Consider the following 26,771-nt stretch of genomic DNA (forward strand, 5'->3'; position numbering starts at 1 on the left):
AATGTTCATGCTTATTTTTTGCAAACTGCTTACTGAAATGGCGATATCTTCTAGCTTTTCTAAAGGATATCGCCATTTTTCCTGGCATAACGATTGGCCTAAATATCCAATTCGAAAGATGAGCGGGAAGCCTTGTCTGCCTGGTCTAACAAATCGGCATCATGTTCGGCAGCCCTTTCATCACTGATGATTGTGCTTTGATTTAACGCATCTTCCTCGCTGGTTAATGCATCTTCCTTATCGTCAGAAAGTTCTTCCTTATTTGGGTCTATAATCATGGCTTTTTTATTTAAAGATAACCATTTAAATTAGTTTAACTGCCCTTTTTTTCTTTTTTATACATTGAATAACTCATCTTTTGATCGTCTATATTTTTTAAAAAAAAATATGACTGATTTTATCATAAATTCACTTTATATCGTCAGTTTTTTATTAATGGTTTGTTTTTAATGTTTTGTTTTACAGTGTGTTGTGTGTTGGTTTGTTTTTTGGTAAATTAACATGTCATTTAAAAAGAACAAATGATTATGGATAACGATTATTTAAAACATATCGGAGAAATGACTTCACTTTCCGAAGTTGTAAATGCCCTGGTTAAACAGGGGTATATTGTCGATTTCAATTTGAAAAGTAGCCAGTTAAGTAGCGGAGACAACCTATTTCAGGAGTCTCCCGAGCAATTTTTGATTGATAAACATTATCGTTTTGAAGGAGAATCCGATCCCGATGATGAGGCCATTGTTTATGCCATATCCTCTGTTGATGGTAAAATAAAAGGAATTTTTGTGAATGGTTACGGCACTTCATCCGAAAGCGCCGGTGATGAAGTGATTAAACAATTAAAAACCCGAACCGATTAGAAATTGCTCATGAACAAGCTAAAACTATATGGTAAAGCAGATTCTCCTGAAATTTACCCCATAAGAGACTTTTTGAAACGAAGTGTTATCGATTTCGAATGGTTCGACATTACGCATGATGATTTGGGCTGGGGCCAGGGAATTACCTCATTTAATAATCCAGATAAGCAGCCTGTAATAGAATTTCCTGATGGCAAAGTGATCGTAAATCCAAGCTTAGAACAGATTGCCTGTAATCTGGGCTGGATTACCAAACCCAAATATGCAGAATATGATCTTTCGATTTACGGTGCTGGTCCTGCCGGACTAAGTGCCGCGGTTTATGCTGCATCAGAGGGTTTGAAAACGATTTTGATTGAACGTGAAGCTATAGGCGGGCAGGCTGGTACAAGTTCGCTGATCGAAAATTATCTGGGTTTTCCTGAAGGAATATCCGGGGCAAACCTTGCTGAAAGAGCCAGGCAGCAAGCACTAAAATTCGGTGTAGAGATTTTGCTTTTAAAAGAGGGGATTAAAGGTACTTTTTATAACAATAGAATCCATGTAGATTTTGCAAGCGGCGAAAAGCTGGTCGCCAAAACAAATATTTGTGCAACCGGTGTGGAGTATGCCAGATTGAATCTCCCTGAGGAGGACCGGTTTTTTCATAAAGGTGTTTATTATGGTGCCGGTGCAAGTGAGGCTTTTTTCTGTCAGGATAAAGACCTTTATATTGTTGGTGGCGGAAACTCTGCCGGACAGGCTGCTACCTATTTTTCTGGCTTTGCCAAACGCGTTTTCATGGTAATCCGAAAAGGTAACCTTGCAGATACCCTATCTGAATACCTGATTCAGCGGATAGCATCCATTAAGAATATTCATGTCCTGTATTATGCTGAAGTAATGGCACTGGAAGGTGATGATTATCTGCAGCGCATCAAAATTGTAAACAGTCAGGACGGAACAGAAACATGGCACGACACCTCAAAATTATTCATCTGCATAGGTGGAAAACCCAATACCGAATGGGCTGTTGAAACTGCAATCTGCAGGGACAGAAATGGATATCTTTATACAGGTAACGATTTGCTTAGCCTGGAGCAATATAAGATGTGTTGGCAACTGGAACGGCCGCCTTATCATTTAGAAACCAGTGTGCCTGGCTCTTTTGCCGCGGGTGATGTCAGGTTTAATTCGGTAAAAAGGGTTGCATCGGCTGTAGGCGAAGGTGCCATGGCAGTAACTCAGGTTCATCAATATTTATCAAAATTGTAATTATGGAAAGCAACAGCATCTGCAGCCATATTGAGGCTGTAAAAGAATTAAAAACTGCAAAAGAATATGTTTGTGCAACCTGTATAAAACAAGGTACAGATTGGGTGCATCTTCGTACCTGCCAAACTTGTGGCATTACTTTGTGTTGTGATTCATCACCAATGCAACACATGTCGCATCATTGCCGGGCAGAAAAACATCCTGTTATAATCTCATCAGAACCGGGAGAACGGTGGATGTACTGCTTTCTGGATAATCAAATGGTTGAATACTGATTTTAAACATGATAAAAAAGATGGCTTTTGGTTAAAACGTATGAAATTAATAGTAACCTGGCCGTACAAAAATAGTTACGGAAAGAAATGCTTTACGAAGTGATATGGTACATTCATCCCACTGTTGTCCGGTAAATATTTTTGTAGGAATCTTTCCAGAAGAAACACCTGTTTTAAACATAAGGCTGATTCTGCTTGTATGATCCTGGTTTCTCCCGAAATGAACCACACCAGCATATGGTCATCATACATCAGGTATGATTAACAATTTGTCCTCATAGCTGGAAAGCTTAATGTCTTTGGTCAGGTATTTGGATATATGTTCCATGGTGATAATGTTATTGGTTTTTGCTCATTTCTACTAAATGCACTGGTGCTCATCGATCAAATACTCCGAACGGGTGATAAAGGATGCCTCGCCACTTGCAAGTAAAGTAATCCGCTTTGCTAATTTCCCAGCCTTTTTCATAGCTAGTTTACTTTGAATTCAAACCCTATCATATCCTCAGTTAGTTTCCATAGTCTTTTTGCGCTGCTTTCATCTAGCGAATAGGCCGTTACGCCGCTTTGATGTAGTTTAGCTTTCTTTTGTGCAGCGTGATCTTCAGATAGCAGTTCGGCGATATCGTTATCCTCGCAGTAAACGCCACCGATGCTGTTAAGCAAGGGACTGGTTGCAACCCATACTGAAGTCGCTGCACCTTGTGGTATCGTTTTAAGGCTGGCCAATATTTCCGGGCGCATATTTCCATTTTCATCAAAAAAGCCCATTTGTTTAAACAACTCTATATCAGCATCTCTGGCTAACTCAGTTCCAGCGATTGATCCTGGATGTAGTGAGTAGGCTCTTACCTGATGTGCTTTTGCACGGTTATCCAGTTCAAGGGCGAATAGGTTACTTGCTGTTTTTGACTGTCCATATCCTAAGAGCGTCTGGTATTCCCTGTGCTCGAAGTTGGGATCCTCGAAATCAAAGGGTGCCATGTGATGTCCCAGAGAAGAAACATTGACTACGCGTGCCCCATTAGCGATTTTAAGTGCTGGCCATAATCTTGCCACTAGCTGAAACTGTCCCAGATAATTAGTTGATAGTTGTGATTCGATCCCGCGGCTGTCCCTCTGTAAAGGCACCCACATAATTCCCGCATTATTGATTAATAAATGTAGCGGTTTGCCAGAAGTGAGGAATTTTTTGGCGAATGCATCAATGGTGTCTGGCTTAGCAAGATCCATTTGCTCAATTTCCACATTTGGGATGCCTTCGAGATTTTTTTTCGCTTTTTCGATATCCCTGGCCGGTACGATTACGGTTGCGCCTGCTGCTGCCAGTACTTTTGTTGTTTCCAGACCAATGCCAGTGTTACCACCTGTTACGATTGCGATCTTTCCTTTAAGGTTAATGCCTTTGATAATTTCTGTTGCAGTTGAGGTCTTGCTAAAGCCTGAGCCCAGTGGTTGTTGTAATGCGCCTTGATAATTGTTCTTTTCCATTTTTGTTTTTATTAAATGTATGAGACAAATTTAAGTGGTTGGTTAAAGGCAGGTTTTGTTTAGCGTGTCAATTAACTTTGTTCATAAGGTCAGCTTTTTAAAAAACGTTTGACAATCTGACTACAACAATTACCAATTGGGCTACTTTTTACAGCGCGACAATCAGGAGTTTTGTACCTGAGATTTATTCAGTTTTAGAAACAGTTAAATAGAATTATGCAAAAAAGAAAATTAGGAAATAGCGGATTAGAGGTTTCCGCATTGGGCTTTGGCTGTATGGGTTTAAACTTTCTGGACGGCAAAGGTCTTGATAACAAAGAGGCCATCAGGTTACTACGCAACGCAGTTGAAAGAGGTATTACATTTTTTGATACCGCTGAAGCTTACGGACCTTACACCAACGAGGAACTTGTGGGTGAGGCATTACAGCATTATAGAAAAGATGTTGTAATTGCTACGAAATTTGGTTGTAAAGATGCCAGACCAGCGGTAGGGCTAGACAGCAGACCCGAAACGATTAGAGCAGTAACCGAAGCATCTTTAAAAAGATTAAAGACAGATTACATTGATCTGCTTTATCAGCACAGAGTTGATCCTAATGTTCCGATAGAAGATGTTGCCGGGACAGTAAAAGACCTGATACAAGAGGGCAAAGTAAAATATTTCGGTTTATCGGAAGCAAGTGCTAAAACTATTCGAAAAGCACATTCTGTTCAACCTGTATCAGCATTACAAAGCGAATACTCTTTGTTTTGGCGTGAGCCAGAAAATGAAATCATACCAACTTTAGAAGAGCTGGGAATTGGTTTTGTTCCCTTCAGTCCTTTGGGCAAAGGCTTCCTCGCAGGTAGCATAAACAAAAAGCTAGAGGATATCGACCGTAGAAATATTATTCCACGTTTCAGTGAAGAAAATATAAAGGCCAATCTGATTTTAGTGGAAGCGCTTTCTGAAATTGCTAAACAAAAAAATGTTACGACAGGACAATTAGCATTAGCTTGGCTCTTAGCTCAAAAGCCTTGGATAACACCAATCCCAGGAACTACAAAATTACATCGTTTAGAAGAAAACATTGGCAGTACAAATATTATATTAACAGCCGATGAACTTACCAAAATTGACACAACAGTAAGTGGAATTACACTGGTAGGCGACCGCTACCCCGAATTTTTAGCAAAACAAATAGACAGATAAGAACCAATAACAATGCAAAATATTAAAGGAAAAATAGTTGCTATCACAGGCGCAAGTAGTGGAATGGGTAAAGCCATTGCAATAGAATTGGCAAAAAACGGTGCAAAGGTTGTTTTGGGTGCAAGGCGAACAGAACAATTACTACAAATTGTTGACGAAATTAAAAGCAAAGGTGGTGAAGCTGCCTTTGCTCAAATTGACGTAAAGAATAAAGCCGATTTAGTTCGTTTGGTAAATGAAGCAGTTGAGCAATACGGAAAATTAGATGTGATTGTAAACAACGCAGGCGTCAGTCAATTAAGTCGCATTGATGACTTGGATATTGAGGGTTGGGAAGAAATGATCGATGTTAACCTCAAAGGCGTTTTGTATGGCATGGCAGCTGCGATTCCTGTTTTTAAACAACAACAATCAGGACATATCGTCAATATTATTTCAACTTCAGGAATAAAGATTGTGCCCATGCAGGGCGTTTATGCAGGAACTAAAAATGCGATTCGCACTATTGCAGAAGCGTTTCGTCTGGAGTCGGACGGAAACATACGCATTACAGGCATTTCGCCCGGATTAGTGAAAACAGATTTTGCGAACAACATCAAAAATGAAGAAATGAAAACAGTTGTTCAAAAAGGAATGGAACAAATTGCTATAGATCCCATAGCCATTGCAAATGCTGTAATTTATGCAGTAAGCCAGCCTATGGATGTTGAAATCGGGGATATTGTTATTCGTCCGTCAAAACAAAATTGATTAAATTCGTAAACAAAAAATGAAACAACAATCCAACATCAATCACATTGAAAGTATATCGCAACTGGTGCGAGTATTGGGACTTCCTGCCCCATTGCACCCGTTGATTGCATTGGTTGCTTACAATAATGTTTCGATTAAGATGTTTCCAAAAGGGCAAAAAGTGAGTCTTGATTTTTACAAAATTTCCTTTAAGCCTACATTCACAGGACAAATAAAATACGGACAAGGCCATTACGATTTTGAAGAAGGGGGATTAGCATTTTTGAAGCCAAAACAAATCGTTTTTTCACCTGAAGAAGCAGAAAGCTATGAAGGGATCGCTTTGTATTTCCATCCGGATTTTATCCGAAATTATCCGTTAGGAAAAACAATAAATCAGTATGGCTTTTTCTCTTACGATGTTTCAGAAGCCTTATTTTTATCAGAAAAGGAAAAAGAAATTATAGCCAGTTTATTTGCTGCAATAACCGATGAATTAGACAACAATATTGACCACTTCAGCCAGGATGTTTTGGTGTCACAAATAGAATTGTTATTGAATTACAGCAATCGTTTTTACAATAGACAATTTATTACGAGGAGAGCAATCAATCACGATATCATAACTTCTTTAGACAAACTTTTAAACAACTATTTAGAAGATGTAAACAACCTGAAAGACGGTTTGCCATCCGTGAGATATATCAGTACTGAATTAAAGTTATCGCAGCGCTATTTGAGTGATATGTTGAGTTCATTGACGGGACTAAACACACAGCAATACATCCAGAACGCAATCATAGAAAAAGCTAAAGAAAAATTATCAACGACAAATCTTTCCGTTTCGGAAATTGCTTATGAATTGGGCTTTGAACATTCACAATCGTTCAGCAAACTTTTCAAGACAAAGACGAATGTTTCACCTTTGGAGTTCAGACACTCGTTTAATTAAAAGAGGGCAGAAAGTGAATGAATAAAAGCCACTTTATACTAACATTAATGCTTGATAATGAGTTTGAAGAATTGCTTATATGAAGCATTTATTTAAGATTAAATATTAGCTATTTTATTGATTTTTTTCTTCTTATAATCTATTTGTTGGCACTGATTTTTCTCCTTCTTTTCTCAATTTTACAAGGTTATCATACGCTGTCATTTTAGTATCTAGTTCTGCAATTCTCTTTAAATCAGCAATAAATTCACTGCTAATGACCCCGGATTTTTTAAAACAGTTCTGAAAAGAGCTGCTTTTTTGTTTGATAGTGCTGAGTATAAATAAGAATTCTCTACATGCCTTCTTCAGCATAAGCCTGTAACATCGTAAGGCTTGGCGCAAAATATAAGGTGCCTGTGTGTGGGGTGCTAAAATCGAGTATCCGATCTGAATTGCCAGGCGGATAACCAATAAACATTCTTGTTAACATTTCCTTAACGGTACTGAAATTTTTAGAATAAGCAATAAAGTAGGTACCAACTTCACCCTTTGAAGGATGCCCGAAAGGCATATTGTCTCTGATTATTTTAAGATCATTTCCTGCTTGATCCTCAATTCCGGCAAGGGCACTATGGGAGTTGCTGGGTTTTACATCATCAGTCATTTCGATGTCGCTCATTTTGTACCGACCGATTACTTTCTCCTGATCCTCCGTTGAAAGTGCCTGCCAGTTTTTCATTTCATGTAAATATTTTTGCACAAAAAGGTAACTTCCGTCTTTATATGCTGTGTCCTCCTCTCCAACAAGAGCAAAAAAAGGCCTTTCATCGCCAATTGGATTTTCCGTTCCATCAACAAAACCCAAGATCGAACGGCCATCCCAGTACCTGAATCCATGTATCTCCTCCAGGCAATCGGCAACTGGTAGCATGATGCTGGCAATGTCACTTGCCATATCAAAACATATTGCCATGTCAAGCGCCCGAAGATGGATATGGATATCTCCAGGAGTGGATACTGCGGTATGTTTTGCCCCGATAATTGGCTCGAAATTACAAAGTTCCTTAGGAGGAGGCAAGGGTAATCCCAGTTCTGTCCAGGCCGAAAAGCCCACGCCCAGTACACAGCTCGTTCTTCCTTTTACCACCCTAACAGCATAGGAACGGTTCATATTCTCTACCAGTGCGCAAAGTCTTTTGAAAGCAGGCCTGATAGCTGCACCATCTTTAAATTTCCAAACGGTAAAAATGGTATTGTTATTCGGATAGTCTGTTACGTTTTGAGATTGATTCACAGTTATATTTTTTAAGCATTTAGTCTGACTAATATTCCTTCTTTTGAAGTTAAATATAATTAAATTTAATTGGTTCGAAATGGCAAGACCCGACAAAATAAAGGGCTTTATGAGTGTAAAACATATACCATAGCTACAAGCTTGTGCACACTGCCGGCTTAATAACTATATCATGAAATAACAATTGCTTTGTATTCAAAATAACTATATTTAGTGTTAATTTCTGACTTTACCAATCATTGTTATGAGGGATATTCCATCAGTTTCGATTAAGCACCTACCTGTCAATAAAGTTTCAGGTTTTATCGCTTCGCCTTCATTGGACATATTATCGGTGGAAGAGCCACTCGAAATTAGAATAGTATATGGGCCTACCGGGAACCGGATTGAGCAGAATATTTCCATCACCATGCGCACACCCGGAAATGACCTGGAACTTGCCCTTGGTTTTTTGTTTACAGAGGGTATAATTTCTTCACATGCAAATGTTAAAGCTATCGCCCATGTACCCATATCCTGTGAACTGCAAAAAGAAAATGTTGTTTGTGTAGAATTGATAGAAGGGTTTATGCCCAATCTTTTGCAATCTGACAGGAATTTCTATACTACCTCAAGCTGTGGGGTTTGCGGCAAGGGGTCTATACAATCCATTAGAACAGTAAGCCCCTATTCAAATTCAGTTCAACAAGAGGAGATGCATTTATCTCCCAGTGTGTTTTACAGCTTGCCCGAAAAATTGAGACTGGCCCAAAGCAATTTTGCAGCAACTGGTGGTATCCATGCTTCAGGTCTTTTTACCATAGAAGGCGAATTGTTATTGCTCTGCGAAGACGTGGGGCGTCATAATGCATTAGACAAGCTAATCGGTACTGCGTTAAGCAGGAATATGCTTCCCCTAAATCAATTTATATTGCTTTTGAGCGGTAGGGCCAGCTTTGAGCTCATCCAGAAAGCTGCCATGGCTGGAATTTCGGTTGTTGCCGCAATTGGTGCTCCATCAACCCTCGCCGTAGAATTGGCCAATGAGTTCGATATTACATTGCTTGGCTTTCTTAGAAACGACAGATTTAACATATACACCATTAACGATCAGATATTAATCCCGACATCGCATGAAAATTAGAATTAAAGGCAATTCATTAAGATATAGATTAACCAAATCCGAAGTCGAGGTACTGGGTACGGCTGGGTTTCTGTCCGAAAGTTCTCATTTCTTGAGCAAAACATTAGAATACGCCATAACAACTATAAGTGATGACAGCTTAAGTGCCGATTTTATTGATAACCGCATCGTGCTGAATATGCCCAAAAAAATGGTGGAAGAACTGGTCAATACAGATAAGGTAGGATTTAGTGAGCTTAGCGGGCCTGTTAGCTTGTTGATAGAAAAGGACTTTACCTGCCTCGATAATGTAGAAGAGGACCAAAGCGACAATTACCCCAATCCCCATTTAAATAGTTAAGGTATGGAGAACGATAAAAAAGAACCTGCTGCAGAGAATCCCTATAAATTGTTAGACCTTAAACTAACACCAGTGAAAACATGGGCCGCCGGCATACCAGCAGTACTGGCTGCATTCGGAGATCTGATTGAAGAAAAAACACTTTTAAGAGGGACAAAGGCATTGTTTAAAATGAACCAGGCAGGCGGTTTTGACTGTCCGAGCTGTGCCTGGCCGGATCCGGATGATGAACGTTCTCCATTGGGAGAATATTGTGAAAATGGTGCAAAGGCACTTGCCGAAGAGGCTACAACCAAAAGGGTTACTGCCGCATTTTTTAAGGAAAACTCTGTTTTTGACCTGGCAAAGCTCGATGATTTCACCATAGGCAAAATGGGGCGGTTAACCGAGCCGATGTATCTGCCACAGGGAGGCAGCCACTACCAACCCATTTCCTGGGATGATGCATTCTCGAAAATTGCAGCTCATCTGAATGCGTTGGAAACTCCAGATGAGGCAACATTTTATACTTCGGGAAGGACGAGTAATGAAGCGTCATTTCTTTACCAGTTGTTTGCAAAAGAATATGGGACCAACAATATGCCCGATTGTTCCAATATGTGCCATGAAACATCTGGTACTGCACTGCGCCCCACAATTGGTATTGGAAAGGGAACCGTAAAGCTTGAGGACTTCTACGATACCGACGTGGTTGTGATCGTAGGCCAAAATCCGGGGACCAATGCGCCGAGGATGATGAGTGCCCTTGAAAAATGTAAAAAGAACGGTGGTAAGATCATTGCCATAAATCCCTTGCCAGAAGCAGGTTTAATGGGGTTCCGTAATCCTCAGGAGGTAAGTGGTGTGCTGGGCAATGGCGGAAAACTTGCGGATATTTATCTGCCTGTAAAAATAAATGGCGATATGGCCCTTTTAAAAGCGATTGAGCTGCTTCTGCTTGAATTTGAAAGGAAATCTCCCGGAGCGGTATTCGACCAAGATTTTATTGCCGAAAAAACAATTGGGTATGATGCTTTTATCGAGCAGTTCGAAACCTATAAGTTAGCAGAACTTGCAAAGGAATCTGGTGTTTCTACAGCATTGATTTACGATGCTGCACAAATGCTGGCATTTAAAAAAAGAATTATTATCTGCTGGGGAATGGGAATCACCCAACAGCCCAATGGAGTAGATATGATTAAGGAAATGCTCAACATCCTGTTGTTAAAAGGTAGTATCGGTAAGCCCGGGGCAGGAGTTTGCCCTGTTCGTGGGCACAGTAATGTTCAGGGAAACAGGACCATGATGATTGATGAAAAGCCTACAGATGCCCAGCTAGACCGTCTTCAGGATTTTTATGGCTTTAATCCTCCCCGTAAACATGGGTATGATGTGGTAAGGGCAATCAAAGCCATGCATGAAGGAAAACTCAAAGTTTTATTCTGCTTGGGAGGGAATTTTCTGTCCGCAACACCAGATACAAACTATACCGCCAATGCGGTACGAAAACTTAATTTAATCGTTTCCGTATCTACAAAACTCAACCGTAGCCACCTGGTTCATGGAAAAGAATCCATTATATTGCCAACACTATCACGGAGCGATATTGATATGGTAAATGGCGTGCACCAGTTTATCACTACAGAAAACTCAATGGGGGTAGTACAGTCATCAAAGGGAATGTTGAAACCTGTATCAGACAATCTCATCAATGAAACACAGATTGTGTGCCGTATGGCCATGGCAACTTTAGGCGATAAATCGGTTATCGACTGGAAACGTTACGCAGAAAGTTACGATGCGGTAAGGGACGATATTGAAAAATGTATCCCCGGCTTTGAAAACTACAATGAAAAAGTTAGGCGTAAGGAAGGATTTTATCTGCCTAATCTCGCAAGAGACGGGAAATTTATTACCAAGGACTTTGGAGAAAAAGCACCGTTTACGCTAACCAGTCTGCCTGAAAACAATCTGGAAGATGGGGAATATATGATGGCTACCACCCGTACACACGATCAGTTTAATACCACCATCTATGGGCTTGATGACCGGTACCGGGGCATAAAGAATGAACGTAGGGTAGTGTTTATGAACCAGAACGACATTGATGGTGCTGGGTTCCAAGCAGGAGATAGGGTAGACTTATTTAACTATGATGATGGAATAGAGCGGATAGCACCATTGTTTATTATTGTTTCCTATCAGATTCCTGAAAAAAATGCCGTTACCTATTTTCCGGAAACAAATGTGCTGGTAGGTATTAACAACGTAGTGAAAGAAAGTAATATGCCCGCATCGAAATATGTAAAGATCAGGATTAAAAAACATGATCCTGAGATATACGAAAGAGTGAAAAAACTTGAACAGATGGTTCAGCTGTAAAAGAAAATAGACAGGAGCCACCACGTGATAAATAAAGATGCTTAAAAGCCAAAATGCTGTATGATAATTAGAAATAAGGAAAACTGGTTCAAAATGCTGTTCGTTTGGCATGGTTCTGTTCTTCCAAAGCTGCTTCCCAGGCTCTCATTACTTTTTGTTTTGTCAGTTGGCGTTGTATTCTTCAATGGTAAAATTTTTTCTTTCAAAATCCCTTTAAATCCAACACCTTTAACCTTATTTGGTTTTGTACTGGCACTGTTCCTCGGTTTTCGTAACAATGTTAGTTATGATAGATTTTGGGAAGCGCGGAAACTCTGGGGAGCCCTATTAAATTGCACACGTTCATTAGCCCGGCAGGTACTTACACTTCCGGAGCCTCCGGTAGACAGGTCACTTTCGCAGCACTTTATCGGTCTTCTTGTTTCTTTTACTTATGCCCTCAAACATCAGCTAAGGGATACAGATCCGCAACAGGATCTTAAGGCACGGCTTAGTGAAACACACTATAATTTTATTATCTCTACAAAGTATAAACCTGTTATGATTACGAAACTCATGAGCGAATGGGTAGCTAATGTGCACAGGGCTGGCCGAATTGACACTATACAGCAGATGAGATTCGATGAAAACCTTGATAAACTGGCCGAGATTGTTGGGGGGTGCGAACGTATTATTTCTACCCCCATTCCTTATAGTTACCGGGTGTTATTGCACCGCACTGTCTATTTGTACTGTTTTTTGTTGCCCTTCGGCCTGGTTGATAGCCTCCAATGGCTTACCCCGTTTATTGTGGCCTTTATTGCCTATACTTTTGTAGCCTTTGAGGCCATTGCAGATGAGATAGAACAGCCTTTCGGCATGGCATCGAACGATCTTGCCCTAAATGCAATGTGCCAGATGATCGAAACTTCTTTGATGGAATTGAATGGCGAAGAAATTTCTGGGAACATCATCCCAAAAAATGGCATTATCGATTGATGATTATTTACCATGAATTCTAATCTGTTTGTAGCTGAATTCTTAATCCAGTTATTCATTCATAAATTAGTTAGGATTTAGTATGGTGATAGATCAGGATTTTTTAAGGTTTAGTATAAAACTGAATCCTTTTTTATGCCTTAAAATTCTCGCGATAATTTAACCGCTTTCCTTTATCTTTGCCGCGAATTTAATATTCCCAATCGTGATTAATGTAAATAACATCTCCGTTTCATTTGGCGGAACCACCCTTTTTAGCGATGTAACCTTTTCGATAAACGAGAACGATAAAATCGCCCTTATGGGTAAAAATGGTGCAGGCAAGTCGACCATTCTAAAAATCATTGCCGATGTAGCTAAACCTACTTCAGGCAGCGTAACAGGTCCGAAAGAAGCTGTAATTGCATATTTGCCACAACATTTGCTCACTCATGATAATGTGACTGTTTTTGAGGAAACCATGAAAGCTTTTGCAGAGGTAAACCAGATGCAAAAAAAGCTTGATGAGCTGAATGAGCAACTGACTATCCGTACCGATTACGAAAGTGACGACTATATGAAGCTTATCGAGCGCGTATCGGAACTGAGTGAGAAATTTTATTCGATTGAAGAAACCAATTACGATGCAGAAGTAGAGAAAGTATTAAAAGGTTTGGGTTTCGAGCGTAAAGACTTTACCCGCCAAACTTCTGAGTTTTCGGGTGGATGGCGCATGCGTATCGAGTTAGCTAAAATTTTATTAAAAAAACCCGACCTTATTTTACTGGATGAGCCTACCAACCACATGGATATTGAAAGTATTCAATGGTTGGAAGATTTCCTGATCAATTCGGCAAAAGCCGTGATGGTAATCTCGCACGACCGTACCTTTGTAGATAATATTACCAATCGCACCATTGAGGTAACGATGGGCAGGATATACGATTATAAGGCTAAATACACCCATTATCTCCAACTGCGTGCCGAGCGCCGCGTACACCAGTTGAAAGCTTACGAAGAACAACAACGTTTTATTGCCGATAACCAGGAATTTATCGATCGCTTTAGGGGAACTTATTCTAAAACCTTACAGGTACAATCGCGTGTAAAAATGCTCGAGAAACTGGAAGTGATCGAGATCGATGAAGTAGATACTTCAGCGTTGCGGTTAAAATTTCCACCGTCGCCACGTTCAGGTCAGTATCCGGTCATGGTAGAAGAGCTGACCAAAACTTATGGCGATCATGTGGTGTTCGAAAAAGCATCGATGGTGATCGAACGAGGAGAAAAAGTAGCTTTTGTTGGTAAAAACGGTGAAGGTAAATCGACTATGATTAAAGCCATTATGGCTGAGATCGATTTTGAAGGCAGTTTAAAAGTAGGACATAATGCTAAGATCGGCTATTTTGCCCAAAATCAGGCTGCGTTGCTGGATGAGAACCTGACAGTTTTCGAAACCATTGATCAGATTCCGTTAAGCGATGGCTCAATCAAAATAAAAGACCTCTTAGGTGCCTTTATGTTCAGTGGCGATGATACCACAAAAAAGGTTAAGGTGCTTTCTGGTGGCGAGAAAACCCGTTTGGCCATGATCAAATTGTTGTTGGAGCCTGTAAATGTATTGATCCTGGATGAGCCTACCAATCATTTGGATATGAAAACCAAAGATATTATTAAAGACGCGTTGAAAGATTTTGATGGCACCTTGATTTTGGTATCGCACGACCGTGATTTCTTGGATGGATTGGTGCAGAAAGTGTTTGAATTTGGCAATAAACGTGTTCGTGAACACTTTGAAGATATTAAAGGGTTCTTAGCTTATAAGAAAATGAACAGTTTGAAGGAAATTGAGCAAAGTTAATAAGCACCGAGGTCGTCAGTCTGAGCGGAGTCGAAGACTTCTTGAGATTGATAAATCACAAATAAATGCCCTTCGACTGCGCTATCATTGACAGACCCCATTAGAAAAATCGTCATTGCTGTAAGGGTTTAGTAATTCGGTAACAGAATTACTAAACCCTTACAATTGCGAGGAACGAAGATAACCGAACGAAGCGAGCTCATGAATGCCTTTAAAAACAACTGCAAAAATGAATAATCTTAATGCGCACGCTGGTAGCGATCGTTTTAAGATTGCTTTCCCAAAGGTCGGGATAGGCTTTCGGCTGAAAAAGCCTTCTCAGCAATGAGGATTCCTGGAAGCCTAGCCGTCTTAAAGTCTTTTCCCTTTTTTTATCATTTTTAAGCAAATGGCATTTAGAATCAATAATTTCTTTATGCGTATTTTAATTAAAACACCTGACCACTTTATTCAGAAATAAGATTACTATTTAGCGCTAATCGAAGCTTTTAATGGGATTTCTAAATTTTTTATAGCACCAATTGGAGCAAGCTTAATTAAACTGTTCCCTTTGGATAGGTAGAAATAATAAATACTATTTGTGCCGATCAAATAAATGTCTTCAGATTCGCCGTTCGAATAATTCAGCTTGCGGTCGTATGCGAGTTCGTTATTGCTGATGTGTTTTGATAAGTTTTTCCCTTGTCCAAGTCCAATTCCCAAAAAAAGTGATAGGAGTCCAATGGCAAAAACAATAGTGAAAAGTTTCGAAAAATGGCTTTCTACTTCCTCTTCACTAAGTGTATCAGGGTTTTTTAGGCCAGAAAGATTTTGTGCCCACTTTTTATCCCTTCGCTTTGCCAGATAGGTCGGGTAAGCATAAGCGAGAATAATAAAACCTGTCGTAACGATTAATACCACCGGATTAGATGTTAGTGTTGCCACCGGGCTGATCAATACATCCATAATTGTGGTATACTTTAAAATGTTTACACCAATCTGATAGTAAAAAATGCTTTCTTTTAATATCCCCATCACCACAAGGAACAGGTAACCATATGGCAATAGTTTTTGTAAGTTTTCTGAGAGTTTCATTTGCTAATGATGTTATTTAGTCTAGAGGTAAACTTTGTTTTGAATGCAAAATAGAAAAAATAACTGTCTCTATCGGTTGTTTGTGTAATAAGTAAAATTATTGGCCAGAATGATTCACTTTTAAAACCGCTACCATTTATTGAACTGAGGATGGAACCAGCGCAGCAATTTCTGCCCCAGTTTCCACTTGGCTAACCTCTGTTTGAGTGGCAGCAAAACGATCGATAGTCAAATTTGATGCTTTGCCCATAACCAGCGTATGGCGATTGGTATTGCCTTTGAGTTTTAATATACTATTGTCGAGAATTTCAGTATATAAACCTTCACTACTGCTGTCGATGTCGGCAAAGGCGTTTCCCTTAAGAATGATCTGAAGAAATTTAGTGCTGAGTTTTGCTTCTGTTTTTACTACAGCATTTTGATCAGCCTCAATGCGGTAGATATCGTTTACATAAATAACAAGTTTACACTTTTCTATATCGAGGCTGGTAATGCGTAGTACCTCGCCCTGCTGGGTAACTTTCACATTTCCGGTATTATCATCTGCAAAAGATATTCCAATGGCGGGGCGCTGTACCAACATTACTTCTACATTTCCCTTTATCACAATCCTTCTAAAGTTTTGAACCTTGTAAAGTATCGTTGTGTTTTTTTCTGTAGCACTTGAGTTGTTTGTAAGTGTAGCCGTTAAGGCAATTACTGCAGATGCAATAAATATTACCGTTTTAATTGAGTTTTTCATGGTGTTTTTGTTTAAATGTTAAAATTTATTAAGCTTATGGCGGGTGCGCTAATTAAAACTAGTTTGTACCGGCATTATTCAGTTTCGTGGTTAACCAAGCGGGTGCCAAAAAACAAATGTTACTTTAATGGCTTTGTAAGGGTTGTTTTTGCTTATTGCCCGTTGAGGGATGTTCATTTCCGAACAGTGGTTGTGCAGGAACGAACAGTTTTTAACGTAATAGCAGTAATTGCTATTTCAATTGTTTATTAGGGTACATGTAAGATTATATTCACTATTTTAGTGAAAAGTTAAGGTATATTGAATCAGTAGTTTTGAATAAAAATCACGATGTCAGTAAAAATCAATCGCCAAACACAGCAGAAACTTCAACAATTATTGGTCATTATCCTAACCTGGATGATGGCTGGGGTGGTAATTGCCATTTTTGAAGACCTTGTGCTGCATACCCGAAATTCTTTAGGGCCAGCGCCTGGTTATACCTTAATTTCTTCAATTGTACTAAATGCAGTTATTGGCTTGTTTGGGGCACTTTTAGGAGGAAGTTTACTCGTATTCTTTGTAAATGTAAAATATAACGATAAGCCTTATGGTTATACCCTCTTAATTGTAGCCGGATCGTTTTTAGGCGTTATTTTGATTGTGAACGAGATACTGAGCCTCTATGAACTGGGCGACTCGAAAAGATTTTTAAAAAACGGATTGGTGTGGGCCTTTGTGGTTTCCATAACGCAGTTGCTGCTGCAGATAAACAGTAAGTTTGGGCAAGGTATTTTCTGGGATATTATCAGTGGAAAATACAATACACCCAAAGAAGAATCACGGATCTTTATGTTTCTCGACTTAAATTCATCAACCTCCATTGCCGAAAGCCTCGGAGATAAAAAGTACCACGAATTATTAAAAGATATCTTTATCGATATTACCAATCCTATTTTAGAAAATAGGGGAGAAATATATCAATATGTGGGCGACGAAGTGGTAATTGCCTGGCGCTATGATGAAGGATTAAGAAACAATAAATGCATCAATTGTTTTTTTGATATCAAAGCGCATCTGTTACTTCTGAGGGATAAGTACATTGGAAAGTATGGTTTAATACCTGCTTTTAAAGCAGGTATTCATTGCGGAAAGATTATAGCAGGTGAAGTGGGGATTATAAAACGAGATATCACCTACTCTGGAGATGTACTGAATACCACTTCAAGAATCCAGAATATGTGTAAGGAGTTTAACCAGGAGATGCTGGTATCGATAGCACTAATTGAAGAACTTCAGTTAACAGACCATTATACCACGCAGATGTTGGGTGCAATTAAGCTCCGCGGAAAGGAAAAAGAAATGCAGCTCGTGGCTGTAAAGCCTGTTTAATACAGGCCAAACTTAAAATTGTAAATCCTATTAATTACTCACGCCATCCATACTGTAATAATTTCTTTACGGAAGAAGCAGGACAGAGCAGGTTGCTTATTCTTATTAATTATGATAGTTTGGCTTGATTAACCAATTATAAACCCCTATATGTTTTGTTCCTGTTTGGAGCAATGATATAGTTTAAGCCATCCAATATGTTTGTTTCTGCTAATCCGATTAAAATTTCAGGATTTAAAATGCTGTTCTTTTGTACTGCGTTATGTGCCGGTGCACCTGCTTTTGCTCAATATGTAGAACATAAAGGCAATGATGTTACCTCGCCGCTGCATCTGTTAAAACCGACCTATGTTACACCTTATGGTGAAACAAAAATGGCGGATGTTAAAGTATCGCTGGATCGCGTTTTTAATTACCTGGATAAAACGACCCCTTTCGAACTGATAGATAAGGTTTCTGGAAAAGTGGTTTCGGATTTAAAAAAAGCAGATTCCAATTCGATATTTAAACCCGGAGACTACCGTTTAACGAGTTACGAATGGGGTGTTACTTATACGGGTATGCTGGAGGCTGCTACAGCCACGGGAGATCAAAAATTTAAAGATTATACCCTTAAGCGGGTTAATTTGTTGGCAAATGTTGTTTCTGCGTATCAAAAATGTTTACAAACAAATAAAGAGGCCGAAACGCCTGTTCGTTCAGTAATAGATCCACATGCGCTGGATGATGCAGGTTCTATTGCTGCTGCAATGATTAAGGCGCAGCGAACAGGAGAAGTGAAAGCCGATCTCCGTCCGGTTATCGATCATTATTTAAATTACATCATGACCAAAGAGTTCCGTTTAAAAGATGGTACTCTGGCCAGGAACAGGCCACAGCCCAATACGTTATGGCTTGATGATCTCTACATGAGCCTGCCGGCAATGGCCCAGATGGGTGTATTAACTGGTGAGACCAAATACTTTGACGAAGCGGTAAAACAATACAGGCTATTTGCCGAACGGATGTTTAACCCAGAAAAAGGATTATATATGCATGGCTGGGTTCAGGATATGGATCCCCATCCGCAGTTTCATTGGGCGCGGGCCAACGGTTGGGCACTTATGACCAAAATAGAACTGCTGGATGCCTTGCCTGTAAACCATCCAGGTAGACCCTATATCTTACAAATGTTAAAAGCACATGTAAAAGGTTTGGCAGCTTTGCAGGATGGAACAGGTTTTTGGCATCAGCTTTTAGATCGTAACGATTCTTATTTAGAAACATCAGCTACCGCGATTTATAATTATTGCATTGCCCGCGCAGTAAACAAAGGCTGGCTTGATGCCAAAGCCTATGGCCCTATGGCGCTGTTGGCCTGGAATGCGGTGAGCACTAAGATAAATGCAAACGGTCAGATAGAAGGTACTTGTGTGGGTACAGGCATGGGTTTCGATCCTGCGTTTTACTACTACAGGCCTATAAATGTTTTTGCTGCACATAGTTATGGCCCGGTGCTTTTGGCAGGGGCAGAAACTTATCGTTTGTTACAAGAGCATCCTTTCGTAATAAACGATAGTTCAGTTCAGATGTATAAATAATCTACGCTGCTTTTAACCAAAATAACGATGAAATATACATCCTGTTCATTTCTCATTGCCGCTTTTACCTGCATTTTAGTGTTTAATCATCAGCCCGGCTACGCACAGATTGGTAAACGTTTTCCTTCAGAAAGAAAAGTGCTTAATGATCCCGTTACGGGGGCTGTACTTACTTTTCTAACCAGCACGCCTGCAGGAGATTCGAAGATTTATCAGACGCATAACCAGTGGACTGCTGATGGACAGTGGTTGATATTCCGATCGGGCAGGGTTAAAGGAGAAGCAATGGCCGTAAATGAGACAACAGGAGATCTTGTTCAGGTTACCGAAGGTGGCTACACCGGAATGTTGAATGTGGCCAGAAAATCGATGAAACTATATTTCATGCGGAATATTGATACGGGCAAACGAGTAGTAAAAATTATAGAGGTAAATCTGGCTAAGGTATTTGCCGATAGTAAATCTGGTAAAATGAAACCTGTGTCAGCTTATGAACGTGTTTGTGGAACTACACCCGAAAAAATTGGTGCAGGTGGCGATATGGCGCTCGATGGCGATGAAAACTGGGCTTATTTCAGGGTGGGCAAAGAAGAAGCGGCTAAACATCTTGCGGCAGGAACTAAACCCGAACCAAACTTTGGACCGCGGAAAATGGGTGCCGGCCCTTCGGGTATTGCAGGGATGAATATTCATACCGGCGAAATTAAGTATGTAGTATCCGTTCCTTTTCAGATAGGCCATATACAAACCAACCCCTGGCTTGCAGGCGAAATTGTTTTCTGTTGGGAAACCGGTGGGAAATCGCCACAACGAACCTGGACGGTATTGGCTGATGGAACAGGATTGCGGCCATTATACCCAGAGGCCGATTATGAATGGGTTACCCACGAAGCTGTTATTTCGCGTGATGAAGTGGCTATGGCCATTATGGGGCACAGGCCTGTACCTGGCACAAATGCTGTAGCTGCACCACAAACAGATGTAAATGGCGCCAATCCCGGGCAAGAAAATGCCTGGGGACCGTCAGGTACCCGCGAAAAACCTACCGGGCTAGCCATTGTAAATTTAAGAACAAGGGAAATGAGAATCGAAGGACAAACGCCTACGGGTAGCGGGCTTTGGCATGTAAGTGGTTCGCCAGATGGCAAGTGGGCCGTTGGCGACGATTTTTCGAGGAGTATTTACCTCATTAACAGGAAAACACACGAAATGAAACTGCTCTCAGCAGGGCATAAACAAACAGCGGCAGACCATCCGCATCCTACCATGAGCCCTGATGGTAAAAAAATCGAAATCCAATCAGCGATGTTGTCCGAAGATAACCGATCCATGAACATCTGTGTAATTTCTATCCCAGAAGGATGGATGAATAGCAAATAGCTTTAAACCAAACAACACGACAGCTACTGCTAATTGCAGGATAGCCCTCATATTTTGTCTTATTTCTTGTACTGTTAATGTTTTTTTTGATCAGTAATGCTATTGTTTAATTTTTTTTAAAGGCATTAAGGCTTACTTAAAACGATTTACTTACGCTGAAGATAGATATTCTCTTTTTATGATAATATTTTATAGTAAGAAGACAGGATAGTACAGGATGGGGATTTTGTTCTTCCTTTTTATATTTAAGAAATAATTCACTAACCAAATAACTTTTTAACCAACTATTTAATTAACGAACGTTAATACGATTCTATGCAGTAAAAATCTACTCACCCTTTTAAGTCAGTTTTCACATTTTTAATTTCTAATTGATTTAGATCCATAGCTTTTTATTGCCCAGTATTTTAATGGCCGTTTATCCAATGAAATTGCTATGAGTAAAGTTTTACAAAAATTTTTAATCGTCAATTTGACGATTATATTCATTCTCAGCGCTTGCCGGAAAAAAGAATTTGATGAGTTCTATGGCCGTCCTGAAACATTAGCCGATCCAATTTATCAACAACTTCAGGCCAAAGGGAATTTTACCAGATTTTTAGATTGTATAGATAAATCTGGCTATAAAGAAACCTTAACTAAAGCAGGTTCGTGGACGGTTTTTGCACCAACAGATGCGGCTTTTACCACCTATATGTCTGAAAATAACTTAACCGAGATAAATGCCACCCTGGCTTCGGCAATTGTACGTTATTCTATGACCTATGATGGAGAAAAAGTAGAACGTTTAAGCGATAATTTAACGGCAAAGGGTTTCGTTAAAAATGTTGGTTTTAGACGACGTACCGTTTATTACGATTTTGTTTACGATGGCGTAGATAACGACGGTAAAGCGATAAAGGTAATTGCGGGTAACCGAAACGGAACTTATTTGCCAACCGATTTTAACAATAAAAATCTGCCCTATTTTCTAAGCCCCTTCGTCACTTTTGCAGGTATTAGTGCTTTAGATTATAATTATTTTTATCCAAATACCGAGTATACCGGGAAAAATGTTGGCCCTGGGAAAATTATCGAGCAAGATATTGTGGCCGAAAATGGCGTAATCCATATCGTAGATAAGGTGCTTACCCCTCCTCAAAGTATCGATCAGTATATAGGTGCTAAAGCGCAGTATGGAGCCTTCAAATCCCTTTTGGATAAATATGTAACCTATAATGTGAATACTGATATTACCCATCGTTATCAGGTACTAACGGGTAAAAGCGATAACGTTTACGTTAAAAACTACAGCATGTTACTTGGTTTTTCGCCTAACAACGAAAATTATCTAAAAGAAGATGCCAACGATGCGCAGATTGGTATGTACACCATTTTTGCACCGACAGATGATGCGGTTGAGGCCTATGCAAAGGTGCTGTTAAAATATTATGCAAAAAACAGGTTGCAGCCCGGAAATTATAAAGCACAGCTGAACGAACTGTTTTCTTTAAGGTCCGATATCATCAGGGATTTTATCAATTCCCATTTATATAGAACTACGGTATGGCCAAGCAAATTTAATACGGTTAACAGCTTTTTGGGCGAAGCCACGAAACTTACGCCTGCTAACGTGGTAGATAAACAATTTTTAAGTAATGGATTGTTTTATGGCGTAAACGCGGCCCAAAATGCCAATGTATTTTCAACCGTGTATGGGAAGGTAAATTTAGATCCTACCTATTACATTATGAAACAGGCGCTTGATGTATTGGGTTATGCTATTCCGATTAAAACAGCCTCTTTAAAATACATTGTTATTCCCATTCCTGATGCCACCCTGGTAAGTTTAGGGTTTTCATACGATCCCTTTTATCCTTCCTCTCCAATTAGGGGCGATCTCAATATTTTAAGGCGACTCTTGCAAACGCATATTATCCCACTGGGCGACCGTGCAGTGCCAAATTTTGCCACAACAGCTGGTATTTTAGAAACTTCGGGTGGTGAATACATTAAGTACAACAATGGTTTTTTCTCTTCAGCTGGCACAGAAGATTTACCAGCAGTTGCAGATAAAAGTATTAAGATCGATTCGGTTGCCACAGCTGTTAATGGAGCTGATGCCTATGCTGCCAAAGTACTGATGTATACGGTACTTCCGGTAAGCAAGCATATCGAAAAATATGGTACGCTAACAACCGATCCTTATTATTCTTTCTTTCAGTACCTTAAAAATAACGTTACGCTTTATACGGCTGCTACAGGTGCAATTCAAGGGGTTACCGATGGAAGTTCTTACACCGTTTTTATTCCTACAAATGCGGCTATACAAGCTGCGGTAACCGCAGGATTATTGCCAAAACTAGCCAACGGAGCACCAAATTATGCGCCAACAGATGCCGGAGATATTAGCAAGGTGGCCAAATTTATCCAATACCATATTATTAAAAGCACGGTAGCAAGCGACGGACAGAAAACAGGTTCTTTTGAAAGTTTGCTTAAAAACGATTCGGGAGATGCAGCCAAGGTTACTGTATTTACCAATACCACCAATACACTCACGCTAAGAGATGTAACCAATACTTCTGTAAATGTTTTGCTCGGTACAACCGATAGAAGCAACGTATTATCTAACAGAACGGTGATTCACCAAATCAATTCTTATTTAAAATATCAATTCTAAACCGAGATGACTAAAAGATATAATTATAGTTTTTTTATTTTACTATGCTGTTTGTTGGTATCATCACTAGGCTATGCACAACAAATTAACTACGTAAAGGGTAAGGTAATTGATAAAAAAGATAAGCAGCCCATTATTGGTGCATCTGTTGTAATTGTTGATAAAGATAAAAGGGTAATTAAAGGCGTTTCGACAGATATTGATGGAAACTATTCTTTGCCAGTAGCAGATAAAACCTACAGAATATCGGTTTCATATATTGGTTATAGGTCTTCGGCACCTGTTAATATCGATAAGGCTATTATTAATTTTCAGTTGGAACCTTCTGAAAATCAGATGGATGAAGTTCAGATTGTTTCGAGGGCAAAAACGAACAATGGAAGTGGAATGACGATTGATAAACGCGATCAGACTTCGGCTACCGTTACCATCGATGCCAAAGAACTAGAAGACCTCCAATCGGCATCAATTGATCAGGCCTTGCAAGGCCGCATGGCAGGGGTTGATATTACCGCCAGTACAGGCGACCCGGGCGCGCCGATGCAGATCCGTATCCGCGGTACATCTTCTATTAATGGTGCTACCGATCCCCTAATTGTATTGGATGGTATGCCTTACGACATTACCATTCCTTCTGATTTTAACTTTGCCACCTCTGATGAGAACAATTATGGTCAGTTATTAAATATTGCCCCATCCGATATTAAAGAAATTAGCGTGCTAAAAGATGCCGCGGCTACAGCGGTTTGGGGATCGAGAGCAGCAAACGGTGTATTGATTATTACCACTAAAAGAGGTTCAATTGGTCCGCCAGCTATTTCCTATAATTTTAAAGGTTCGTATTCTAAACAGCCAAGTCCGATTCCGATGTTGGATGGTAACCAGTATTCGTCACTCGTTTTGGAAGAATATTATAATGCGGGCCGTCAGTTTTCTACTTCAGAATTTGCAAAGCAATTTCAATATGATCCGAACGATCCCTATAATTACTATAATTATAGCAACAATACCGATTGGTTATCGGCCATAACGAGGGTAGGGTACCTTCAAGATCATAACCTATCTATTTCCGGTGGTGGCGAAAAAGCCAGATATCGTGCTTCGGTAAATTATTTTAACCAAACAGGTACTACCATTGGCACCGATTTAAACCGTGTTTCGGCAAGGGTGAATTTAGATTATATGGTGTCGAACAAAATCAGGTTCAGTTCTGATATTTCTTATACACATATCGACCAGAATGGACTTTTTACGCAGAATGTTAGAGATGTAGCTTATACCAAAATGCCTAACCAGAGCATTTACGAGTACGATGAGTATGGGAATTTAACTTCAAATTTTTTCAGTCCTGCGGCAACCGCACAAGGCGCTTTCTTCTATAATTTTGATAATAAAAGAGTAACCGGAACTTTTAACCCTTTGGCGATGGCATCAGCAGGTAGCAACCATCAATTGGGAGAACGGATTACACCAAAATTTAGTTTACAGTACGAAATCTTGCCAAGTGTGTTACGCCTGAATGGAAGTTTTATGGTAAATATTAACAATACCAAAGTAAAAACCTTCCTTCCACAGATTGCTACAGGCCGCCCTTATACCGAATCGGTTGTCAATACGGCTTCAGATGCTGATGGCGATTCATTCACCATGAACACCAGTATGACCTTGGCTTATACGCCTAAACTGAACGATAAACACGATATTGTTGGCTTTTTGCGCTTTGATAGCGAAGATAGCCGCAGAACCGGGCAGTACCTGTTTTCTACCAATACCGCATCATCATATTTATCCGACCCATCTGTTGATAGCCGCACCAATTACACGGGTTCTGCAAGCTCATCTTTAGGGCAAACCAGGTCAGTTGGTTTATTGGCGAATGTTCAATATAAATTTTTAGACCGTTATATCATTAATGGTAGTATCAGGGGCGATGGTAATTCCAGGTTTGGTGCTGCTAACCGATATGGTATTTTTCCTTCAGTTTCTGGCCGTTGGCGGATATCTGGCGAACCTTTTATGAAAAAGGCCAATAAATATGTAGATGATTTTAGTTTAAGGGCCAGCTACGGTAAAAGTGGTAATGTGCCGCGTTACGATTATTCTTATTTCAATATTTATCAGAATTACGGTTTTAGTTATTTGGATAATGCAGGGGTGTATTCTACCAATATGGAATTAACCGATTTAAGGTGGGAAACTGTTACTCAATCCAACCTCGGCATTACCTTAAACCTCTTTAAAAACTTAAATATCGATTTCGATTTATACCGTAAACGTACTACCGATCTGTTTTATCCAGGCTTACAGGTAGCGAGTTATAACGGTTATGGAGGGGTTGATATGAACGTGGGTACTATGGATAACCAGGGATGGGAAGTAAACCTGAATGCTACTGTGATCAAAAAGAAAAAGATAAGACTAGATCTTGCTTTCAATATTGCGCACAACGAAAACGTAATCCGCGAGGTTTCGCCATTATACCCCAGAGAAAATAAAGGTAGGGTAACCAGCAACAATGTGTATAAAGTATTTGTGCAGGAAAATAATCCTTTCGGGTCGTTTTACGGTTTCAAGTTTAAAGGTGTATATCCTGATAAAAACGCAACAGTTGCATTGGATGAGAACGGAAACCAGATTGTTGGACCTAACGGCGATAAAATTTATATGCGTTTTGCCTATCCATCCATCGATTATGTTTTCCAGCCTGGCGATGCCATGTATGAAGATATCAACCATGATGGAAACATCGATTATAAAGATATTGTGTACCTCGGTAATGGTAACCCGAAATTAACAGGAGGATTTGGATCTAACCTAACCATCAACGGAAACCTTCGTTTAGGTTTTAACTTTACTTTCCGTACCGGATACGATATTATCAATGGTACTAAAATTAACACCACCAATATGTACGGTTTTAATAACCAAAGTACAGCGGTATTGCGCAGGTGGAAAAAAGAGGGGGATGTTACCGATATGCCGAGAGCCATGTACGGTACAGGTTATAACTTTTTAGGTTCCGACCGCTATATTGAAGACGGATCATTTTTAAGATTAAGCTCGGTGGTGTTAAAGTACGATTTTGGCAAAACCTTTATGAAGAGGTTGGGTATGAAATCGCTTACCACCAATCTAACCGTTCAGAATATCTTAACATTCACTAAATATACTGGTCAGGACCCAGAGGTGCCAATTAAGTTAAATGGGTCGAACACGGTGATAGATAATTCCACCACGCCGCCAATTAAAACAATAACTTTTGGTTTAACTGCTAACTTTTAATTCA

At 39.8% G+C, this 26,771-nt stretch carries 21 protein-coding genes; 16 read left to right on the forward strand and 5 right to left on the reverse strand.

Going from position 1 to position 26,771, the window contains the following annotated elements; all coding sequences use genetic code 11:
• Positions 1-98 precede the first annotated feature (98 nt).
• Positions 99-278, reverse strand: coding sequence for a hypothetical protein (locus AC07VK_RS22310; protein ID WP_169501870.1), 180 nt, complete (start codon positions 276-278; stop codon positions 99-101).
• Between the two features lie 249 nt (positions 279-527).
• Between AC07VK_RS22310 and AC07VK_RS22315 the strand changes: the two genes are divergently transcribed.
• From AC07VK_RS22315 to AC07VK_RS22325, 3 genes are read left to right on the forward strand one after another with little or no spacing between them, the layout of a single operon-like run.
• Positions 528-860, forward strand: coding sequence for a phosphoribosylpyrophosphate synthetase (locus AC07VK_RS22315; protein ID WP_492959663.1), 333 nt, complete (start codon positions 528-530; stop codon positions 858-860).
• Positions 861-869: 9 nt separating this feature from the next.
• Positions 870-2,114, forward strand: a complete 1,245-nt coding sequence (locus AC07VK_RS22320; protein ID WP_492959661.1) for an NAD(P)/FAD-dependent oxidoreductase — start codon at positions 870-872, stop codon at positions 2,112-2,114.
• 2 nt (positions 2,115-2,116) lie between these two features.
• Complete coding sequence (locus AC07VK_RS22325) at positions 2,117-2,389, forward strand: UBP-type zinc finger domain-containing protein (protein WP_492959659.1); 273 nt, start codon at positions 2,117-2,119, stop codon at positions 2,387-2,389.
• Positions 2,390-2,860: 471 nt separating this feature from the next.
• On the opposite strand, the gene AC07VK_RS22330 is transcribed toward AC07VK_RS22325, so the two are convergent.
• Entirely contained in the window at positions 2,861-3,880 is a 1,020-nt protein-coding gene (locus AC07VK_RS22330; RefSeq protein WP_492955054.1) for an SDR family NAD(P)-dependent oxidoreductase, read from the reverse strand.
• A 216-nt stretch (positions 3,881-4,096) separates the two neighbouring features.
• Here AC07VK_RS22330 and AC07VK_RS22335 point away from each other — a divergent pair, with 216 nt between their 5' ends.
• Genes AC07VK_RS22335 through AC07VK_RS22345 form a run of 3 tightly spaced genes read left to right on the forward strand, consistent with a single transcriptional unit; the run spans position 4,097 to position 6,758 of the window.
• Positions 4,097-5,074 carry an aldo/keto reductase gene (locus tag AC07VK_RS22335; RefSeq protein ID WP_492959655.1) on the forward strand — a complete coding sequence of 326 codons (978 nt, stop codon included), beginning with the start codon at positions 4,097-4,099 and terminating at the stop codon, positions 5,072-5,074.
• Between the two features lie 12 nt (positions 5,075-5,086).
• Positions 5,087-5,824, forward strand: a complete 738-nt coding sequence (locus AC07VK_RS22340) for an SDR family oxidoreductase (RefSeq protein WP_492959653.1) — start codon at positions 5,087-5,089, stop codon at positions 5,822-5,824.
• A gap of 19 nt (positions 5,825-5,843) precedes the next feature.
• Complete coding sequence (locus AC07VK_RS22345) at positions 5,844-6,758, forward strand: helix-turn-helix domain-containing protein (protein WP_492959651.1); 915 nt, start codon at positions 5,844-5,846, stop codon at positions 6,756-6,758.
• A gap of 334 nt (positions 6,759-7,092) precedes the next feature.
• Here AC07VK_RS22345 and AC07VK_RS22350 read toward each other — a convergent pair whose 3' ends face one another.
• Positions 7,093-8,034 carry a Dyp-type peroxidase gene (locus AC07VK_RS22350; RefSeq protein WP_492955058.1) on the reverse strand — a complete coding sequence of 314 codons (942 nt, stop codon included), beginning with the start codon at positions 8,032-8,034 and terminating at the stop codon, positions 7,093-7,095.
• 244 nt (positions 8,035-8,278) lie between these two features.
• Between AC07VK_RS22350 and fdhD the strand changes: the two genes are divergently transcribed.
• The 5 genes from fdhD (at position 8,279) to AC07VK_RS22375 (ending at position 14,676) form a co-directional block, all read left to right on the forward strand.
• On the forward strand, positions 8,279-9,157 hold the full coding sequence (gene fdhD, locus AC07VK_RS22355) for a formate dehydrogenase accessory sulfurtransferase FdhD (RefSeq protein WP_492959649.1): 879 nt from the start codon (positions 8,279-8,281) through the stop codon (positions 9,155-9,157).
• Positions 9,147-9,497 (forward strand): DUF7009 family protein, encoded by a 351-nt coding sequence (locus AC07VK_RS22360; RefSeq protein WP_492959647.1) that lies wholly within the window; start codon positions 9,147-9,149, stop codon positions 9,495-9,497. Before fdhD ends, AC07VK_RS22360 begins: the two co-directional genes overlap by 11 nt.
• Positions 9,498-9,500: 3 nt before the next feature.
• On the forward strand, positions 9,501-11,858 hold the full coding sequence (locus AC07VK_RS22365; protein WP_492959645.1) for an FdhF/YdeP family oxidoreductase: 2,358 nt from the start codon (positions 9,501-9,503) through the stop codon (positions 11,856-11,858).
• A 60-nt stretch (positions 11,859-11,918) separates the two neighbouring features.
• Positions 11,919-12,836 carry a bestrophin family protein gene (locus AC07VK_RS22370; protein WP_492959643.1) on the forward strand — a complete coding sequence of 306 codons (918 nt, stop codon included), beginning with the start codon at positions 11,919-11,921 and terminating at the stop codon, positions 12,834-12,836.
• Positions 12,837-13,041: 205 nt separating this feature from the next.
• Complete coding sequence (locus AC07VK_RS22375; RefSeq protein ID WP_492959641.1) at positions 13,042-14,676, forward strand: ABC-F family ATP-binding cassette domain-containing protein; 1,635 nt, start codon at positions 13,042-13,044, stop codon at positions 14,674-14,676.
• Positions 14,677-15,141: 465 nt separating this feature from the next.
• On the opposite strand, the gene AC07VK_RS22380 is transcribed toward AC07VK_RS22375, so the two are convergent.
• Both AC07VK_RS22380 and AC07VK_RS22385 read right to left on the reverse strand, forming a co-directional pair.
• A complete protein-coding gene (locus tag AC07VK_RS22380; RefSeq protein WP_492959639.1) occupies positions 15,142-15,750 on the reverse strand; it encodes a hypothetical protein in 609 nt (202 codons plus the stop codon).
• 136 nt (positions 15,751-15,886) lie between these two features.
• Entirely contained in the window at positions 15,887-16,492 is a 606-nt protein-coding gene (locus AC07VK_RS22385; protein WP_492959637.1) for a GIN domain-containing protein, read from the reverse strand.
• 330 nt (positions 16,493-16,822) lie between these two features.
• Here AC07VK_RS22385 and AC07VK_RS22390 point away from each other — a divergent pair, with 330 nt between their 5' ends.
• From AC07VK_RS22390 to AC07VK_RS22410, 5 genes are all read left to right on the forward strand, one after another.
• Positions 16,823-17,863, forward strand: a complete 1,041-nt coding sequence (locus tag AC07VK_RS22390; protein ID WP_492959636.1) for an adenylate/guanylate cyclase domain-containing protein — start codon at positions 16,823-16,825, stop codon at positions 17,861-17,863.
• Between the two features lie 197 nt (positions 17,864-18,060).
• Positions 18,061-19,443 carry a glycoside hydrolase family 88/105 protein gene (locus AC07VK_RS22395; protein ID WP_492959634.1) on the forward strand — a complete coding sequence of 461 codons (1,383 nt, stop codon included), beginning with the start codon at positions 18,061-18,063 and terminating at the stop codon, positions 19,441-19,443.
• 27 nt (positions 19,444-19,470) lie between these two features.
• Positions 19,471-20,823 (forward strand): hypothetical protein, encoded by a 1,353-nt coding sequence (locus AC07VK_RS22400; RefSeq protein ID WP_492959632.1) that lies wholly within the window; start codon positions 19,471-19,473, stop codon positions 20,821-20,823.
• A gap of 472 nt (positions 20,824-21,295) precedes the next feature.
• Positions 21,296-23,485 carry a fasciclin domain-containing protein gene (locus AC07VK_RS22405; RefSeq protein ID WP_494939830.1) on the forward strand — a complete coding sequence of 730 codons (2,190 nt, stop codon included), beginning with the start codon at positions 21,296-21,298 and terminating at the stop codon, positions 23,483-23,485.
• 6 nt (positions 23,486-23,491) lie between these two features.
• On the forward strand, positions 23,492-26,767 hold the full coding sequence (locus AC07VK_RS22410; RefSeq protein ID WP_492959628.1) for a SusC/RagA family TonB-linked outer membrane protein: 3,276 nt from the start codon (positions 23,492-23,494) through the stop codon (positions 26,765-26,767).
• The last annotated feature ends 4 nt before the right edge of the window (positions 26,768-26,771 follow it).

The sequence above is a fragment of the Pedobacter sp. GW821-FHT01D05 genome (genome assembly GCF_059422505.1).

What these genes read in the sequence shown, in the direction of transcription:
- AC07VK_RS22385 (WP_492959637.1), bottom strand. Translation starts at nt 16,492, where the DNA reads ATGAAAAACTCAATTAAAACGGTAATATTTATTGCATCTGCAGTAATT.
- AC07VK_RS22365 (WP_492959645.1), top strand. Translation starts at nt 9,501, where the DNA reads ATGGAGAACGATAAAAAAGAACCTGCTGCAGAGAATCCCTATAAATTG.
- AC07VK_RS22320 (WP_492959661.1), top strand. Translation starts at nt 870, where the DNA reads ATGAACAAGCTAAAACTATATGGTAAAGCAGATTCTCCTGAAATTTAC.
- AC07VK_RS22395 (WP_492959634.1), top strand. Translation starts at nt 18,061, where the DNA reads ATGTTTGTTTCTGCTAATCCGATTAAAATTTCAGGATTTAAAATGCTG.
- AC07VK_RS22310 (WP_169501870.1), bottom strand. Translation starts at nt 278, where the DNA reads ATGATTATAGACCCAAATAAGGAAGAACTTTCTGACGATAAGGAAGAT.
- AC07VK_RS22315 (WP_492959663.1), top strand. Translation starts at nt 528, where the DNA reads ATGGATAACGATTATTTAAAACATATCGGAGAAATGACTTCACTTTCC.
- AC07VK_RS22325 (WP_492959659.1), top strand. Translation starts at nt 2,117, where the DNA reads ATGGAAAGCAACAGCATCTGCAGCCATATTGAGGCTGTAAAAGAATTA.
- AC07VK_RS22360 (WP_492959647.1), top strand. Translation starts at nt 9,147, where the DNA reads ATGAAAATTAGAATTAAAGGCAATTCATTAAGATATAGATTAACCAAA.
- AC07VK_RS22335 (WP_492959655.1), top strand. Translation starts at nt 4,097, where the DNA reads ATGCAAAAAAGAAAATTAGGAAATAGCGGATTAGAGGTTTCCGCATTG.
- AC07VK_RS22345 (WP_492959651.1), top strand. Translation starts at nt 5,844, where the DNA reads ATGAAACAACAATCCAACATCAATCACATTGAAAGTATATCGCAACTG.
- AC07VK_RS22340 (WP_492959653.1), top strand. Translation starts at nt 5,087, where the DNA reads ATGCAAAATATTAAAGGAAAAATAGTTGCTATCACAGGCGCAAGTAGT.
- AC07VK_RS22330 (WP_492955054.1), bottom strand. Translation starts at nt 3,880, where the DNA reads ATGGAAAAGAACAATTATCAAGGCGCATTACAACAACCACTGGGCTCA.
- fdhD (WP_492959649.1), top strand. Translation starts at nt 8,279, where the DNA reads ATGAGGGATATTCCATCAGTTTCGATTAAGCACCTACCTGTCAATAAA.
- AC07VK_RS22410 (WP_492959628.1), top strand. Translation starts at nt 23,492, where the DNA reads ATGACTAAAAGATATAATTATAGTTTTTTTATTTTACTATGCTGTTTG.
- AC07VK_RS22370 (WP_492959643.1), top strand. Translation starts at nt 11,919, where the DNA reads ATGATAATTAGAAATAAGGAAAACTGGTTCAAAATGCTGTTCGTTTGG.
- AC07VK_RS22400 (WP_492959632.1), top strand. Translation starts at nt 19,471, where the DNA reads ATGAAATATACATCCTGTTCATTTCTCATTGCCGCTTTTACCTGCATT.
- AC07VK_RS22380 (WP_492959639.1), bottom strand. Translation starts at nt 15,750, where the DNA reads ATGAAACTCTCAGAAAACTTACAAAAACTATTGCCATATGGTTACCTG.
- AC07VK_RS22390 (WP_492959636.1), top strand. Translation starts at nt 16,823, where the DNA reads ATGTCAGTAAAAATCAATCGCCAAACACAGCAGAAACTTCAACAATTA.